Source organism: Rhizomicrobium palustre (assembly GCF_011761565.1).
In the GTDB taxonomy this organism is placed as follows: Bacteria; Pseudomonadota; Alphaproteobacteria; order Micropepsales; family Micropepsaceae; genus Rhizomicrobium; species Rhizomicrobium palustre.
Map to the genome: position 1 here is coordinate 3433642 of NZ_JAASRM010000001.1, position 13966 is coordinate 3447607.

The following is a 13966-nucleotide window of genomic DNA, read 5'->3' on the forward strand; positions in this document are numbered from 1 at the left end:
AAGGCCAAGTCATGCAAACCCTGCTTCTGACCATCGAACTCGTCATCGCGGTCCTGTTGATCGTGTTCATCCTGCTGCAGCGCTCTGAGGGCGGTGCACTGGGTATTGGCGGCGGTTCGGGCGGCGGCATGGGCGGTCTTTTCAGCCCCCGCGGCGCGGCGGATACGCTGACCCGCACCACCGCCTATCTGGCGGTTGCCTTTTTTGTGGTGTGCCTCGCGCTGAACCTTTTGGTGGCGCACACCCACAAGCCTGCGGCTTCGATTCTCGACACGGCGCCCGCGAAAACCGCGCCTGTGCAGAAGGCGCCCCAGGGCCCGGCGGTTCCCACCCCGCACTGATCGGAATTTAATGCTGCCTGTTTTCGTCGCACGCCACGTTGCGCTGTGACGAAGCATGGCTGTGCGCGCCAGCCCACGGGGTGCGCATGATTCGTGTGGCGAACAATCAGCGGACGGCATCCGGCGTCCCGCATCGTGAAAATTGTGGAACAAGTATAGCCCCAGAGCCGCTGCGGCTTTGGGGTGCGTGAAAAACCTGTGTGAAGTCAGATGGTTCGAGCTGTGACAGAAAAACAAAAAAAGCCCGTCTTTCGGGACGTTTTTGTCCTTGAGAAAGGCAAACTCTTTCGCCATGGTGGACTTCCATGGCGCGACTGATCTTTATCACTGGCGGCGTGGTTTCTTCCCTCGGAAAAGGCCTTGCCTCGGCGGCTCTTGGAGCCCTTCTGCAAGCACGTGGCTATAAAGTCCGTTTGCGGAAACTCGACCCTTATCTCAACGTCGATCCGGGCACGATGAGCCCGCATCAGCATGGCGAAGTCTATGTCACCGATGACGGGGCAGAGACCGATCTCGACCTCGGCCATTATGAGCGCTTTACGGGTGTTGCCTCCTCGAAGGCCGACAACATCACCTCTGGGCGCATCTACAGCCAAGTGATCGAGAAGGAACGCCGCGGCGAATATCTCGGCCGCACCGTGCAGGTGATTCCGCATGTCACGGACATGATCAAGGAATTCATCCTGGCGGGGACCGAAGACCTCGACTTCCTGCTCTGCGAAATCGGCGGCACGGTGGGCGACATCGAAGGCCTGCCGTTCTTTGAAGCCATTCGTCAGCTCGGCAATGAAGTTGGCCGCGATCAACATGCCTTCGTGCATCTGACGCTGGTGCCGTATCTGGAAGCCGCGGGCGAACTCAAGACCAAGCCGACCCAGCACTCGGTGAAAGAGCTGCGCGCGATCGGCATTCAGCCCGACATCCTTCTGTGCCGTTCGGAAAAACCCTTGCCGGACGACGAACGCCGCAAAATCGGCCTGTTCTGTAACATTCCGGCGGAACGCGTGATCCCCGCGCTCGATCTGCCGACCATTTATCGCGCGCCGATCGCCTATCACGAAGTGGGTTTCGACACCCAGCTTCTGAAAGTCTTCGGCATCAACGATGCGCCGAACCCCGATCTTTCCAAGTGGAATTGGGTGGTGGATCGCGTCACCAATCCGGAAGGCGAAGTGCGCATTGCCGTCGTCGGCAAGTACATGCAGGTCAAGGACAGCTACAAATCGCTGAACGAAGCCCTGACGCACGGCGGTATCGCCAATAACGTCAAGGTGCGGGTCGAGATGATCGATTCCACCATCTTCGAACGTGACGACGCGGCCTCGTTCCTGGAGCATGTCCACGGCATTCTGGTGCCGGGCGGCTTTGGCGAGCGCGGTGTGGAAGGCAAGATCGAAGCGGTGAAATTCGCCCGCGAGCACAAGGTGCCGTTCTTCGGTATCTGCTACGGCCTGCACATGGCGGTGATCGAAGCCGCGCGTGATATGGCTGGTCTTGACGACGCGAACACGAGCGAAAACGGCCATCCCAAGAACCCCGTCATCGCGCTGATGACGGAATGGGTGAAGGGCAATCAGGTCGAGACGCGTTCGGAAACCGCTGACCTTGGTGGCACCATGCGCCTTGGCGCATTCCCCGCGGCGCTAACGCCGGGCAGCCATGTGGCGCAAGTCTATGGCTCGACCACGATCTCCGAGCGCCATCGTCACCGCTATGAGGTGAACGTCAATTACGTGAAGCAGCTCGCCGAATGCGGGCTTCAGGTTTCCGGCTGGTCGCCCGACGGGCGCCTCCCCGAGATCATGGAAATCCCCGAACCGGCGCATCCCTGGTTCATCGGCGTGCAGTTCCACCCCGAACTGAAGTCGAAGCCTTTCGACCCGCACCCCCTGTTCAAAAGCTTCATCGCAGCCGCGGTGCGACAGTCGAGGTTGGTGTAACGAACCGGGTGAGGGGGCTCTTCTCACCGCACGCAAATCCGAATGGCCGGGGCAACCCGGCCATTTGTGTTTTGGAGCTGGGTTTTCGCTGGATTTGCTCGGCTTTATGATGCTGACTTAACCATTCGACATTGCCTTCCTTAGCAATTCCTAAACCCACCGCCCGGTATTGTCGGGATATGGGTTGGCGGTCTGTCCTGTTCGGCTTTGCGGTGTTGGTAGCCTGCGCGATAGGCGCAATGGCTCAAAACGCGCCCGCGCGCGTCATCACCCCGGCGCAACTGCCCCAAACGGTTGCCCAGAACACCGCTCAAACCGCGCCCCAATATGCCGCCCCGCAGCATATCCCGCCGTCTCCGCCGCATTATTCGGTCCAGTCGGCGCCTGATGATGCCCCGCTTTCCGCGCCCACGGAGCGTGTCTCGGTGGCGCCCTCCGGAGATGCCGCCCGTCTCGCGCCGGATGCCCCGCGCAATCCCGCGACAGCCTCCACTCCGCCTGCACAGCTCAGGTCTTCGGCCGCCCCGGCAGCCTATTCCGCTGCCAATCCCGCGCAGAACCCGGATGAGCACATCACCATCAGCGCGCTGCGCCAGGGCGAGGATGGGCTGTATCGCTTAGGGCCTGGCGACAAGCTGCATGTCATCGTTTTCGGCGAAGGCGATCTGACCGGTGATTTCACCATCGACGGGCAGGGCTTTGTGCGTCTGCCGCTGGTGGGGCAGGTGCAGGCCGCAGGGCTCACCAGCTTCGGCCTTGAAAGCCGCATCGCCGACTCCTTGATCAATGGCGGCTATCTGGTGCAGCCGCGCGTCGCCGTGGAAATCCTCTCTTACCGGCCTTTCTATATCCTCGGCGAAGTCGCCAAGCCGGGTGAGTATGCCTATGTGAATGCGATGTCGGCACCGAACGCGATCGCGCTCGCAGGCGGCTATACCGACCGCGCCGTGACCGACACGATCTACATCCGCCATCAAGGCGAAAGCCGCGAGCACGAGCTTGCTGCCGACGAGACCACCCGCATTCGCCCTGGCGATGTGGTGCGGGTCCGCCGCAGCACCTATTGGGCGATCATGACCTTGCTCTCGCCGATCATTTCGCCCTTCGCCACGGTGGCTTACCTCCTGAAATAATTTGAGCGATTTTGCGCATCACAACGCTTTGATGACGCATTCTGCGCGTTCTGCGGTGACAAGCCGGACGCCCGCCGCTACATCTTTCGCCCAAGGAAACGCGTGAGAATTAGAGGGCGATGATGCGCCAAATCTTGGCTGCCGCTGTGTTGTTTGCTGTCCCGGCTTTGGCCCAATCTCAACCCGTGGCCCAGCCTGCGCCGGAACCCGCCAATCCGGTGGCCGAGCCGACCACGCTGTCGCCTGTGACCGATCCCTCCATCACCGAGCGTCCACCGGTGAAGCCGATCAAGATGAAGAAGATCGTGCTGGTGGGCGATTCCACCACCCAGCCCAATAGCGGCTGGGGCGGCTCGTTTTGTGCGCTGCATGTGAACATGGCGACGGCTTGCGTCAATCTGGGCCGCGGCGGGCGTTCGACCTATTCCTATCGCGCCGAAGGGGCCTGGGATTTCGCGCTGCATGAGATGGAGAAGGGCCCCTACAGCGAGACCTATGTGCTGATCCAGTTCGGCCATAACGACATGCCGGGCAAGGCGGGCCGCTCCACCAATCTCGAAACCGAATTTCCCGCGAATTTGCGCCAATATGTGCTGGATGCGCGCAAGGTCGGCGCGGTGCCGGTGCTTTTGACGCCGCTAACCATCCGCTCCTTTTCGAATGGCCGCTTGAACCACGGGCTTGATCCCTGGGCCGAGAAGGTCCGCGCCGTCGCCAAAGAGATGAACGTGCCGCTGGTCGATCTTTATGCCCGCAGCCACGCGGCGGTGCAGGGGCTGGGGCCAGTGGAAAGCTTGCGCCTTGCCGAAGTCGCCCCGCCAGAAGATGTGCATGAGGCTGCCAAGGCAGGAAATTCGCTGCCGTCCTCACGCATCGCCAAGCCGGTGGCGAGCAAGCCCATTGATCCCACCGGGCCCCAGGGCAGCTTCTCTTACGGCTTCGATTACACCCATGTCGGGCGCACTGGCGCCGACTACTTCTCCGCGATTGTCGCCGATGGGTTGGTGCGCGCGGTGCCTGCGCTTTCGCGGGACATTTTGCCGTAAAAGCTCTTCACAGCGTCATGGGGGCAGGGGTTTCCTCTGCCGAAACCTCCCTCTAGAATGCCCCTATGACCGCTGTATCCCCCAATGCGACCGTCAAGGTCGGTTCCGTCGAAATCAGTAACACCAAGAAGCTTTCGATCATTGCTGGCCCCTGCCAGCTTGAAAGCCGGGCCCATGCCTTCGAGATGGCGAGTGCGCTGAAAGAGATTTGCCAGAAAGCCGGCGTCGGCCTGATCTACAAATCGAGCTTCGATAAGGCAAACCGCACCAGCGCCAATGCCAAGCGCGGCATGGGCTTAAAAGAGTCGCTGCCGATTTTCGCCGCCATCCGCGAAGAGCTGGGCCTGCCGGTCCTCACCGATATCCATGAGCGCGAGCAATGCGCTCCCGTCGCCGAAGCCGTCGATGTGTTGCAGATCCCGGCCTTTTTGTGCCGCCAGACCGATCTTCTCATCGCTGCGGCTGAGACCGGCAAGGCGATCAACATCAAAAAAGGCCAGTTCCTGGCGCCGTGGGATATGAAGAATGTGCTCGCCAAAGTGACCGGCGCGGGCAATCCCAATGTGCTCGCCTGTGAGCGCGGCGCGAGCTTCGGCTACAACACCCTGGTCTCTGATATGCGCGCGCTGCCGATCATGGCGGGCTTCGGTTCGCCGGTGGTGTTCGATGCCACCCATTCGGTGCAGCAGCCGGGCGGGCAGGGCGCATCCACGGGCGGTGACCGCACCATGGTGCCGTATCTGGCGCGCGCTGCTGTTGCGGTAGGTGTGGCGGCGGTCTTCATGGAGGTGCATCAGGATCCTGATCACGCCCCCTCTGATGGCCCGAATATGCTGAAATTGAAGGACTTCCCGGGCCTTCTCGATGAACTCCTCGCCATCGACGCCATTGTGAAAAAGTAAACCCAGGGGCCGCTTCGAGCGGCCCTTTTTCTTACCTGAGGTGGGGTTCACAGCGAGCCGACCGGCATCCAAAAAATAATTGTATGCGTCACTAACGTTTTTCGGGATAGTCCCCGGACTGCAATCTCAAACTGCATAGACGGGGACGGACATGAAAACGCTTCTGGCGCTCAGCGCCGCTTTTATGCTTGGTGCACCGGCTTCGGCGGCGCTGCTTTATGATGCGCATTCCTGCACACCGGGCATTTCTTGCGCTGTAACATCACATGGCTCTTCGCTAGGTACTGGTCCCAGCAATGCCGATTTCCAGAGTTTCTTCGCCGCCAATCTCGGCTTTGATACCTCGGCCGATACCTTCACCTGGACCGCATCCTCCAACGCCAATGGCTATTTCTTCGGAAACGTCAGCGACTCCCAATACGCGATCAACACCTCTTATCTTTGGAACAGCTCCGGCGTGATCTGCTGCACCATCGATGAGCCCTATGCCATCGCCGATGGCAATGATCATAACCTCTTTATCGGGTCTGACATCTACGGCCAGTCCGGCCAGCAATATCTCTGGGCGGAGTTTATCGCCAATCCTGGCGGGACTTTTGCGCTCACGGGCATACCGCTTCAGCTCACACCGCAAGCCTACAGCATGCTCGGTGCAGACCTGATATCGGTTCAGTTCCTGGCCATTGATAATTCGGATCGTATCCTGGCGCGCTGGAGCCAAGGCTGGCTGGAATTCGATCCGGCATCGTCCAGCAATCCGGGCATTCCTGAACCGGCCACCGCGCTTCTGGCTTTGCCGCTTCTATTACTGCTCCGCCGCCGCTCTAAGCTGTCCCGCTAAGCGCGCGCTCCAGGGCCGCTCTTTGCGGCCCTTTTTCTTGGCCGGGGCGGCCGATTGTCGTGGCCTTTGTGTTCGCGTTCCGTTTCATTGCGGAACGGCAATTTGCTGCTATGGGAAGGGGCTCGCGCACTCCAAGAAGACGCCAGCCCATGAGTTCCGCCATTTCCCAAACTGTCGGCTTTGCCGCCGCTATTTTCACCTCCGCCGCCTATCTGCCGCAAGTGATCCGGGTCTGGAAGACGCGGCGCACCCAAGACGTCTCGCTCGGCATGTTCCTGGTGATGACGGTGGGCCTTCTGTGCTGGCTGACCTACGGCCTTCTCAACATGGATTGGCCGGTGATCGTCTGCAATTCAGCCGCGCTGGTGATGACGACCATCATCCTGGTCTTCAAACTCAGGCACGGCTGAACAACCGCGTTAGAGCCAGCCTCACGCGGTGGGAACCGTGCCGCCATCGATGACATATTCGGTGCCAGTAATGGAGGCGGCGCGGCTGGATGCCAGGAAGGTGATCAGATCGGCAACTTCGCCCGGCTTTGCAGGCCGCCCAAGCGGAATGCCGCCTAGCGCGTTCATGATGATCTTCTTGCCGCCCTCATAATCGGTCCCGGCATCCCTCGCGAGCCGCTCTGCGAGGGCCACAGCCGCATCGGTCTCGATCCATCCGGGTGATACCCGAACCACCCGGACACCTTTAGGTGTCACTTCTTTCGACAAGCTTTTGCTGTAGGTCGACAGTGCGGCCTTCGCCGCGGCGTAGGCAGTTGTCGAGTCTGGCAGCGGAAGTGTGTGCTGGATCGAAGTCACATGGATGATCACGCCTGATCCTTGCGCGATCATGGAGGGCAGCAGCGCACGGTCGAGCCGGACTGCGGGCATCAGATTTTGATCAATCTCCTTCTGCCATTCTTCATCCGTCAAGGCTGCGAAACCGCCGCCTGGCGCGCTCGATCCGCCAAGCACATTGACCACAATGTCGATGCCGCCAAGCGCCTGCAGCACCTCTTCGGCGACTTTCGCGCAGCCTTGCGCCGTCATCAGATCTGCGCCGATATAGTGGATATTTCCCGACGCTTTGTCGGGAACCGTTCTGGCTGTTGTTGCCACCCTCACGCCTTCAACGGTCAAAGCCTGAACCACCGCCGCGCCGACACCTTTGGTGCCGCCCGTTACCAAAGCGCGCTTTCCGTTAAGGCCTAGATCAAAGCCCATGGGAGAACTCCCGGCGCGCGGTTTTGCGTCCTGCGAAAGCGTAACGAAGCATGATCGATATCCTCGATGAATTGTAGAGATACCGAAAATGGCTTAGCTTCCCGAAAAGACAAGAACGCACGAAAAAGTAAGGTCCTTACGAGGAAGTATGCCTCATTCCTACACACGAGAAACCGCCGCCGAAGGCGTTGAGAGCGCGCTCAAATTCATCGAGGGGCGCTGGAAACTCGTGATCCTGTTTCATCTCTTTGGAGGGCATGTGCTGCGCTTTTCCGACCTCGAACGGGCCATTCCGGGCATCTCCCAGAAAATGCTGAGCCAGCAGCTTCGTCAGATGGAGAAGGATGGAATGGTGCGCCGCATCGTGCATCCTACTGTGCCGCCGAAGGTCGATTATTGTCTCACCGAATGGGGGCAGGCGCTATGCCCGGCGCTGGATGCGCTCCTCACCTGGGGCGCACAGCGTGAAACCATGAGCGCCGCCGCTCAGACCGAAAAGGCCTGAGCTTTGTGAAACGCGGCAACTTGGTGATGGCTGCTCTTGGGTCGGGCCTTAAGCGGTCGCACCGAAGGCGAGCACGACACCTGTCAGCGCCAAGAGGAGAAGTGCGAGTTCGGTCAGCATGCTGGTCATAAATCCGAACGCGCGCTTTTCCGGCGCCTGCATATAGCCAACGAAAAACAGCACGCGGCCAATCAGCCAGACCACGCCCAGCAAGGGGGCGAGGAGCGGATAGGGGCTGAAGAACACCGTGGCGAGCCAGAGCAGGATCACAAAGGCGGGGAGCTGTTCCAGGGTGTTCATTTGCACCCGCACGGCGCATTCAAATTCGAGGGGGCCGGTGATCGCTGGGGCTTTCACGTGATGCTTGTAGCGCATCCGCCCGACATTCACGCAGGTTACGAAATAAAGTGCCACGGCAAGAATCGTGACAAAGGCGGAACTGAGTACCACCGGTGAGGCCAGCATGACGATTGTCCCAAGCTTGTAGCAATTTTATGGTTGGCTGGGTTTTACCAAGGAATTTCTGGTTTTACGACCTGTTTTCGGGCTCTTTTGGGGGCCGTTTAAGAGGTCGAATTTGCCCCAGGCGGTGCTGCTTGCTAGCGCTGTCTTTCCGGCTTAAACGAGGCCCGAATTTACCGTGCCGACCCCTTAAGGAGACTGACGCATGACGGCGATCATCGACATTGAAGGCCGCGAGATTTTGGACAGCCGCGGCAACCCGACCGTGGAAGTGGATGTGCGCCTGGAAGATGGCTCTTTCGGCCGCGCGGCGGTTCCCTCGGGCGCGTCCACGGGTGCGCATGAAGCTTGCGAACTGCGTGACGACGACAAGAAGCGCTACCTCGGCAAGGGCGTGGAGAAGGCCGTGGCTGCCGTCAATGGCGAGCTGTTCGATGCCCTCTGCGGCATGGAAGCCGAAGACCAGGTCCGTCTCGACCGCGCCATGATCGCCCTCGACGGCACCCCGAATAAGGCCCGCCTCGGCGCCAACGCCATCCTGGGCGTGTCGCTGGCTGCCGCCAAGGCTGCCGCTGAAGCCGCCAACCTGCCGCTCTACAAGTATGTCGGTGGCGCGAAGGCCAACACCCTGCCGGTTCCGATGATGAACATCGTGAATGGCGGCGTGCATGCCGACAACCCGATCGACTTCCAGGAATTCATGATCATGCCGGTCGGCGCGCCGTCCTTTAAGGAAGCGCTGCGTTGGGGTGCGGAAACCTTCCACGCCCTGAAGTCGGCCCTGAAGAAGGCCGGTTACAACACCTCCGTCGGCGACGAAGGCGGTTTCGCCCCGGCTCTCAAGAGCGCCGATGAAGCCCTGACCTTTGTGATGCAGGCCATCGAAAAGGCCGGTTACAAGCCGGGCGAAGACATCTACATCGCGCTGGACTGCGCCTCGACCGAATTCTTCAAGGACGGCAAGTACGTCTACGAAGGTGAAGGCGTCACCCGCACCTCTGCCGAGCAGGTCGAATATCTCGCCAAGCTCGCCGCCGCCTATCCGATCATCTCGATCGAAGACGGCTTTGCGGAAGACGATTGGGCTGGCTGGAAGCTCGTCACCGACAAGATCGGTAACAAGGTTCAGCTCGTCGGCGACGATCTCTTCGTGACCAACACCCAGCGTCTGGCTCGCGGCATCAAGGAAGCCACCGCCAACGCCATTCTGGTGAAGGTGAACCAGATCGGTTCCTTGACCGAAACCCTCGAAGCCGTGGAAATGGCCCACAAGGCTGCCTATCGCGCCGTCATGAGCCATCGTTCGGGTGAAACCGAAGACTCCACCATCGCCGACCTCGCGGTGGCGACGAACTGCGGCCAGATCAAGACCGGCTCGCTGTCGCGCTCCGACCGTATCGCCAAGTACAACCAGCTCATCCGCATCGAAGCGGAGCTGGGCGATCAAGCCGTGTATCAGGGCAAAGCCGTCCTCAAGGCGTAAGGGTACCAAGGGCCAAAACGGCCCTTGTGGGGGAAAAGAAAAACTGGGAAGGCCGTCCGCGAGGGCGGCCTTTTCGTATTTGGGGAAGGGCTGGCGTCAGCGCAAAAAGCTAAAGCCCGGGGCAAATGATGGAGGCCGTGGAGTAAGGGGATATCGTTTTCCATCCCAGCGACTCGTAAAGCGCTCGGCCATCTTCTGTGGCGACCAGCAATTCCAGGCCGCTGCGATGTTGTCGGGCCTGATGCAGTGTTTGCATGAGGGCGCGCCCAAGCCCTTTTCGGCGGTGTTCAAGCTCTGTTCCGATGCGGTCGTAGATGAAGACACCTTGTATTTCCACCGCATAACCACTGGCGGCAAGTGTGCCTGTTTCAGAGAGGATGCGTGCCTCCCACACATGGCCGGTCTGTGTAATTTCGATTTTATACCCATCGGGCAGAGGCTTCGGCCCAGGCATGCCCGTGGCCTGCATGAAGTAGCTAGGCGCATGGAGGTTCCAGCCTTCCGTTAGCGCCGCGCGCAATGCCTCAGCCGTCCCGCAGAGTTTTAAGAGGTAGCGGGGCTTGTTGATCGTCCGGGCGAGGTGTTCCAGGCCCGATCCCATTTTTGGGAAAACCCAGCGGGCGATTTCGGCCTTCGAATTGGTATCGATACGAAAACCGCCATGTTCGGAGACGGGCGGTGGCAGTCCGCGCGAAATCGACCGGGCTGAGAGCCACGCATGCAGGATCAGTGGATCGACGTCTGTACGCATCATCTCTCGCAACATGTAGGAGGTCTCGGCCGCATGGAAGCCGCAAAGCGGTCTGGCAGGAACTGCGCCCTGCGCGGGGCAGTGTTGTCTTTCTAAGATGCCGTTTGGGATTTCAGGGGGAGTGCGTGCTCTTGCGCGTTTGTGACAGCGCAGTGCGCGTTGCAAAAATAACGGCGCGATATTTCGTCAGTTTCGGTCGAAAAGATTTGCGCTCTAACCCGTTCACAGACTAAAGAAATCCGCTCCGTACGGGTTTACGTAAACCCGCTCGGCCGTCCCCTTTAACCAAAAAAATATTGACGCACCGAATCACCCATGATTCGGTAGACAGCATGCGAATCAGGCCGAGCATTGTGCGAGTTCTTTGGGGGTTGAGCGTTCCGGCGCTCCTCTTAGGCTCGAGCTATTTCGGCTATTACGGGCTCTATGGCGAACGCGGTTACGTCAAGCTGGCGACCGTCAACACGGAGCTGGCGCAGGCCCATGCGCATCTCGCCCAACTGACAAGTGACCGGCTGCGTCTGCAGCACCGCATCGATCTTCTGAAGTCAGGGGATCCCGACCTTGTGGAAGAACTCGCGCGCACCAAATTGATGGATGGCGCACCCGGTCAGGTGGCGGTCCCGCGCGAGAGAGAGCCGCGCGCGAAATAGGCTTGTTTTGGCCACAGGAATTGGTGGTGCGTTAACCGCCGTTATGCAAGGCTTTCGGGGCCGTCAATCGGCTGCAAGGCACGCTGAGTGCTTGCAAAAACCTTCCCCGCCTGCGACAAACAACCATTGCGCCGAATGTCACGGCAATCATCAAATGGAATCTCTATGAGCAACCCGAGCGTGGCCGAAGTAGCCGGCGTCAACAACGCGGCGGCACCCAGTTCGGCGACCCTGAAAAAATTCTACCACGACATGCTTCTGATCCGCCGCTTTGAAGAGCGGGCGGGCCAGCTCTATGGCATGGGTCTCATCGGCGGTTTCTGTCACCTTTATATCGGACAGGAAGCCGTTGTGGTGGGCGTGCAGGAAGCCCTCAAAGAGGGCGATCAGGTGATCACCGCATATCGCGATCATGGGCACATGCTGGCCTGTGGTCTGGACCCCAAAGGCGTCATGGCCGAGCTGACTGGCCGTGAGGCCGGCTTGTCGAAAGGCAAGGGCGGGTCGATGCACATGTTCTCGACCGAGAAGCACTTCTATGGCGGCCACGGCATCGTCGGCGCCCAGGTGCCGCTTGGGGCGGGGCTTGGCTTCGCCAACAAATACAAGGGCAATGGCAATATCTCCGTCGCCTATATGGGCGAGGGTGCGGCCAACCAGGGCCAGGTCTACGAGACCTTCAACATGGCCAAGCTGTGGATGCTGCCGGTCATTTTCGTGGTCGAGAATAACCAATACGCCATGGGCACCAGCGTCGAGCGCGCCAGCTCCCAGCCAGAGTTCTACAAGCGCGGCGAAAGCTTCAACGTGCCGGGCGAGAAGGTCGACGGCATGGATGTCGAGGCGGTCTATGCCGCCGCGGCCAAGGCGGTCGCGTTTGTGCGCGAAGGCGGCGGGCCGATGATCCTCGAAATGAAGACCTATCGTTATCGCGGCCATTCGATGTCGGATCCGGCCAAGTACCGCACGCGCGACGAAGTGCAGTCGATCCGTGATCGCAAGGATCCCATCGACCAGTTCGGCGCCAAGCTCGTGGCTCGCGGAATCCTCAAAGAGGATGAGCTGAAGGCCATGGACAAGCAGATCCGCCTCATCGTCAATGAGTCTGCGGAATTCGCCATCGATGCTCCGGAGCCCAAGGAATCGGAGCTTTACACGGACGTGCTCATCTGATGTCCACGCAAATTCTCATGCCCGCCCTGTCCCCCACCATGGAGGAGGGCAAACTCGCCAAATGGCTGGTCAAGGAAGGCGACACGGTGAAGTCCGGCGATATCCTCGCCGAGATCGAAACTGATAAAGCCACGATGGAATTCGAAGCCGTCGATGAAGGTACGATTGGCAAGCTCCTGGTCGCCGAAGGCACCGAAGGGGTGAAGGTCAATGCGCCGATCGCCGAATTGATTTCCGAAGATGGCGAGTCCGCTTCAACCGCTGCGGTTAAGGCGCCCGCTTCCAAGGCCGAAGCCGTCGCGCCTGCGCAGGCCAATGTGACACCGGTGGCAAAGGCCGTCATCATCGAGCCGGCAGTGCCCGAAGGCACTGAAATGATCGCCACGACGGTGCGCGAAGCTTTGCGTGACGCCATGGCCGAAGAGATGCGCCGCGACGAAAGCGTGTTCCTGATGGGCGAAGAAGTGGCCCAGTATCAGGGTGCTTATAAAGTTTCGCAGGGCCTGCTTGAAGAGTTCGGCGCCAAGCGCGTGATCGACACCCCGATCACGGAGCATGGCTTTACTGGTCTTGCGGTCGGCGCGGCGTTCGGCGGTTTGAAGCCGATCGTGGAATTCATGACCTGGAACTTCGCCATGCAGGCGATTGACCAGATCATCAATTCGGCGGCCAAGACACGCTACATGTCCGGCGGTCAGATGGGCTGCCCAATCGTGTTCCGCGGTCCGAATGGTCCGGCGGCGCGCGTCGGTGCGCAGCACAGCCAGGATTATTCGGCCTGGTATGCCCAGGTTCCGGGCCTCAAGGTGATCGCGCCGTATTTCGCTTCCGATGCTAAAGCGCTTCTGAAAGCGGCGATCCGCGATCCCAATCCGGTCGTGTTCCTGGAAAATGAAATCGTCTACGGACGGTCCTTCCCGGTTCCGAAGCTCGATGATTTCGTCCTGCCCATCGGCAAGGCGCGCGTCATCAAAGAAGGCACCGATGTCACCATCGTGGCCTATTCCATCGCGGTCGGCATCATGCTCGAAGCTGAAGAAGAACTCGCCAAGATGGGCATCAATGCGGAGCTGATCGACCTTCGCACCCTGCGTCCGCTCGACACCGACACTGTGATTGAATCGGTGAAGAAGACGGGCCGTCTGGTTACGGTGGAACAGGGCTGGCCGGTGTGCTCCATCGGTTCCGAAGTGGTGGTGCAGGTGGTGGATAAGGCTTTCGATTATCTCGATGCGCCGCCCGCCAAGGTCGCGGGCAAAGACGTGCCCATGCCCTATGCTGCCAATCTCGAAAAGCTCGCACTGCCGCACGCGCACGATGTGATCGAGGCGGTAAAGGCGGTCACGTATAGGTCTTGATGATGGGCGGATACGCTCGCACATCCCAATCGTCATGGCCGGGCCTGCCGCCTACGCCTTTGGCTTTGGCGTGCCAAGTGTATCTCACTTGCCGCGGCGTAGCAGAAGGCGAAGCCGGGACCCGGCCATCCACCGCGTTCGCGCGTTGGCTGGATGGCCGCCTC

General features: G+C 60.1%; 15 protein-coding genes. 12 read left to right on the forward strand and 3 right to left on the reverse strand.

Features of this window, described 5'->3' with window-relative positions; translation table 11 throughout:
* Window positions 1-11: 11 nt before the first annotated feature.
* The 7 genes from secG to FHS83_RS15165 all read left to right on the forward strand — a co-directional run bounded on the left by secG (window position 12) and on the right by FHS83_RS15165 (window position 6613).
* A complete protein-coding gene (gene secG / locus FHS83_RS15135; RefSeq protein WP_167083770.1) occupies window positions 12-341 on the forward strand; it encodes a preprotein translocase subunit SecG in 330 nt (109 codons plus the stop codon).
* Between the two features lie 305 nt (window positions 342-646).
* A complete protein-coding gene (locus tag FHS83_RS15140) occupies window positions 647-2281 on the forward strand; it encodes a CTP synthase (RefSeq protein ID WP_167083771.1) in 1635 nt (544 codons plus the stop codon).
* Between the two features lie 239 nt (window positions 2282-2520).
* Complete coding sequence (locus FHS83_RS15145) at window positions 2521-3414, forward strand: polysaccharide biosynthesis/export family protein (RefSeq protein ID WP_167083772.1); 894 nt, start codon at window positions 2521-2523, stop codon at window positions 3412-3414.
* Window positions 3415-3533: 119 nt separating this feature from the next.
* Window positions 3534-4460, forward strand: coding sequence for a rhamnogalacturonan acetylesterase (locus tag FHS83_RS15150; RefSeq protein ID WP_208414881.1), 927 nt, complete (start codon window positions 3534-3536; stop codon window positions 4458-4460).
* A 65-nt stretch (window positions 4461-4525) separates the two neighbouring features.
* On the forward strand, window positions 4526-5362 hold the full coding sequence (gene kdsA / locus FHS83_RS15155; protein ID WP_167083773.1) for a 3-deoxy-8-phosphooctulonate synthase: 837 nt from the start codon (window positions 4526-4528) through the stop codon (window positions 5360-5362).
* A gap of 151 nt (window positions 5363-5513) precedes the next feature.
* On the forward strand, window positions 5514-6203 hold the full coding sequence (locus tag FHS83_RS15160) for a hypothetical protein (RefSeq protein WP_167083774.1): 690 nt from the start codon (window positions 5514-5516) through the stop codon (window positions 6201-6203).
* A 149-nt stretch (window positions 6204-6352) separates the two neighbouring features.
* The gene (locus FHS83_RS15165; RefSeq protein ID WP_167083775.1) at window positions 6353-6613 is read left to right on the forward strand and encodes a SemiSWEET transporter; all 261 of its coding nucleotides are present in this window, start codon (window positions 6353-6355) and stop codon (window positions 6611-6613) included.
* A gap of 21 nt (window positions 6614-6634) precedes the next feature.
* Here FHS83_RS15165 and FHS83_RS15170 read toward each other — a convergent pair whose 3' ends face one another.
* Window positions 6635-7417: an SDR family oxidoreductase gene (locus tag FHS83_RS15170; RefSeq protein ID WP_167083776.1), complete on the reverse strand. Its 783-nt coding sequence runs from the start codon at window positions 7415-7417 to the stop codon at window positions 6635-6637.
* 148 nt (window positions 7418-7565) lie between these two features.
* Between FHS83_RS15170 and FHS83_RS15175 the strand changes: the two genes are divergently transcribed.
* Window positions 7566-7922: a winged helix-turn-helix transcriptional regulator gene (locus FHS83_RS15175; RefSeq protein WP_167083777.1), complete on the forward strand. Its 357-nt coding sequence runs from the start codon at window positions 7566-7568 to the stop codon at window positions 7920-7922.
* Window positions 7923-7970: 48 nt separating this feature from the next.
* Here FHS83_RS15175 and FHS83_RS15180 read toward each other — a convergent pair whose 3' ends face one another.
* Entirely contained in the window at window positions 7971-8387 is a 417-nt protein-coding gene (locus FHS83_RS15180; protein ID WP_167083778.1) for an MAPEG family protein, read from the reverse strand.
* A gap of 202 nt (window positions 8388-8589) precedes the next feature.
* Here FHS83_RS15180 and eno point away from each other — a divergent pair, with 202 nt between their 5' ends.
* Window positions 8590-9867, forward strand: a complete 1278-nt coding sequence (eno, locus tag FHS83_RS15185; RefSeq protein WP_167083779.1) for a phosphopyruvate hydratase — start codon at window positions 8590-8592, stop codon at window positions 9865-9867.
* 109 nt (window positions 9868-9976) lie between these two features.
* On the opposite strand, the gene FHS83_RS15190 is transcribed toward eno, so the two are convergent.
* Window positions 9977-10633, reverse strand: coding sequence for a GNAT family N-acetyltransferase (locus FHS83_RS15190; protein WP_167083780.1), 657 nt, complete (start codon window positions 10631-10633; stop codon window positions 9977-9979).
* Between the two features lie 317 nt (window positions 10634-10950).
* On the opposite strand from FHS83_RS15190, the gene FHS83_RS15195 reads away from it, so the two are divergent.
* The 3 genes from FHS83_RS15195 (at window position 10951) to FHS83_RS15205 (ending at window position 13802) form a co-directional block, all read left to right on the forward strand.
* A complete protein-coding gene (locus tag FHS83_RS15195; RefSeq protein WP_167083781.1) occupies window positions 10951-11271 on the forward strand; it encodes an FtsB family cell division protein in 321 nt (106 codons plus the stop codon).
* Between the two features lie 165 nt (window positions 11272-11436).
* A complete protein-coding gene (gene pdhA, locus FHS83_RS15200) occupies window positions 11437-12444 on the forward strand; it encodes a pyruvate dehydrogenase (acetyl-transferring) E1 component subunit alpha (RefSeq protein ID WP_167083782.1) in 1008 nt (335 codons plus the stop codon).
* The gene (locus FHS83_RS15205) at window positions 12444-13802 is read left to right on the forward strand and encodes a pyruvate dehydrogenase complex E1 component subunit beta (protein ID WP_167083783.1); all 1359 of its coding nucleotides are present in this window, start codon (window positions 12444-12446) and stop codon (window positions 13800-13802) included. The genes pdhA and FHS83_RS15205 overlap by 1 nt, the downstream gene beginning before the upstream one ends.
* Window positions 13803-13966: the final 164 nt, after the last annotated feature.

Bases quoted from the DNA above. Each gene is read 5' to 3' on its own strand.
- eno (WP_167083779.1), top strand. From the start codon at position 8,590: ATGACGGCGATCATCGACATTGAAGGCCGCGAGATTTTGGACAGCCGC.
- FHS83_RS15160 (WP_167083774.1), top strand. From the start codon at position 5,514: ATGAAAACGCTTCTGGCGCTCAGCGCCGCTTTTATGCTTGGTGCACCG.
- FHS83_RS15140 (WP_167083771.1), top strand. From the start codon at position 647: ATGGCGCGACTGATCTTTATCACTGGCGGCGTGGTTTCTTCCCTCGGA.
- FHS83_RS15165 (WP_167083775.1), top strand. From the start codon at position 6,353: ATGAGTTCCGCCATTTCCCAAACTGTCGGCTTTGCCGCCGCTATTTTC.
- FHS83_RS15145 (WP_167083772.1), top strand. From the start codon at position 2,521: ATGGCTCAAAACGCGCCCGCGCGCGTCATCACCCCGGCGCAACTGCCC.
- secG (WP_167083770.1), top strand. From the start codon at position 12: ATGCAAACCCTGCTTCTGACCATCGAACTCGTCATCGCGGTCCTGTTG.
- kdsA (WP_167083773.1), top strand. From the start codon at position 4,526: ATGACCGCTGTATCCCCCAATGCGACCGTCAAGGTCGGTTCCGTCGAA.
- FHS83_RS15170 (WP_167083776.1), bottom strand. From the start codon at position 7,417: ATGGGCTTTGATCTAGGCCTTAACGGAAAGCGCGCTTTGGTAACGGGC.
- FHS83_RS15150 (WP_208414881.1), top strand. From the start codon at position 3,534: ATGATGCGCCAAATCTTGGCTGCCGCTGTGTTGTTTGCTGTCCCGGCT.
- FHS83_RS15190 (WP_167083780.1), bottom strand. From the start codon at position 10,633: ATGTTGCGAGAGATGATGCGTACAGACGTCGATCCACTGATCCTGCAT.
- FHS83_RS15180 (WP_167083778.1), bottom strand. From the start codon at position 8,387: ATGCTGGCCTCACCGGTGGTACTCAGTTCCGCCTTTGTCACGATTCTT.
- FHS83_RS15195 (WP_167083781.1), top strand. From the start codon at position 10,951: ATGCGAATCAGGCCGAGCATTGTGCGAGTTCTTTGGGGGTTGAGCGTT.
- FHS83_RS15205 (WP_167083783.1), top strand. From the start codon at position 12,444: ATGTCCACGCAAATTCTCATGCCCGCCCTGTCCCCCACCATGGAGGAG.
- FHS83_RS15175 (WP_167083777.1), top strand. From the start codon at position 7,566: ATGCCTCATTCCTACACACGAGAAACCGCCGCCGAAGGCGTTGAGAGC.
- pdhA (WP_167083782.1), top strand. From the start codon at position 11,437: ATGAGCAACCCGAGCGTGGCCGAAGTAGCCGGCGTCAACAACGCGGCG.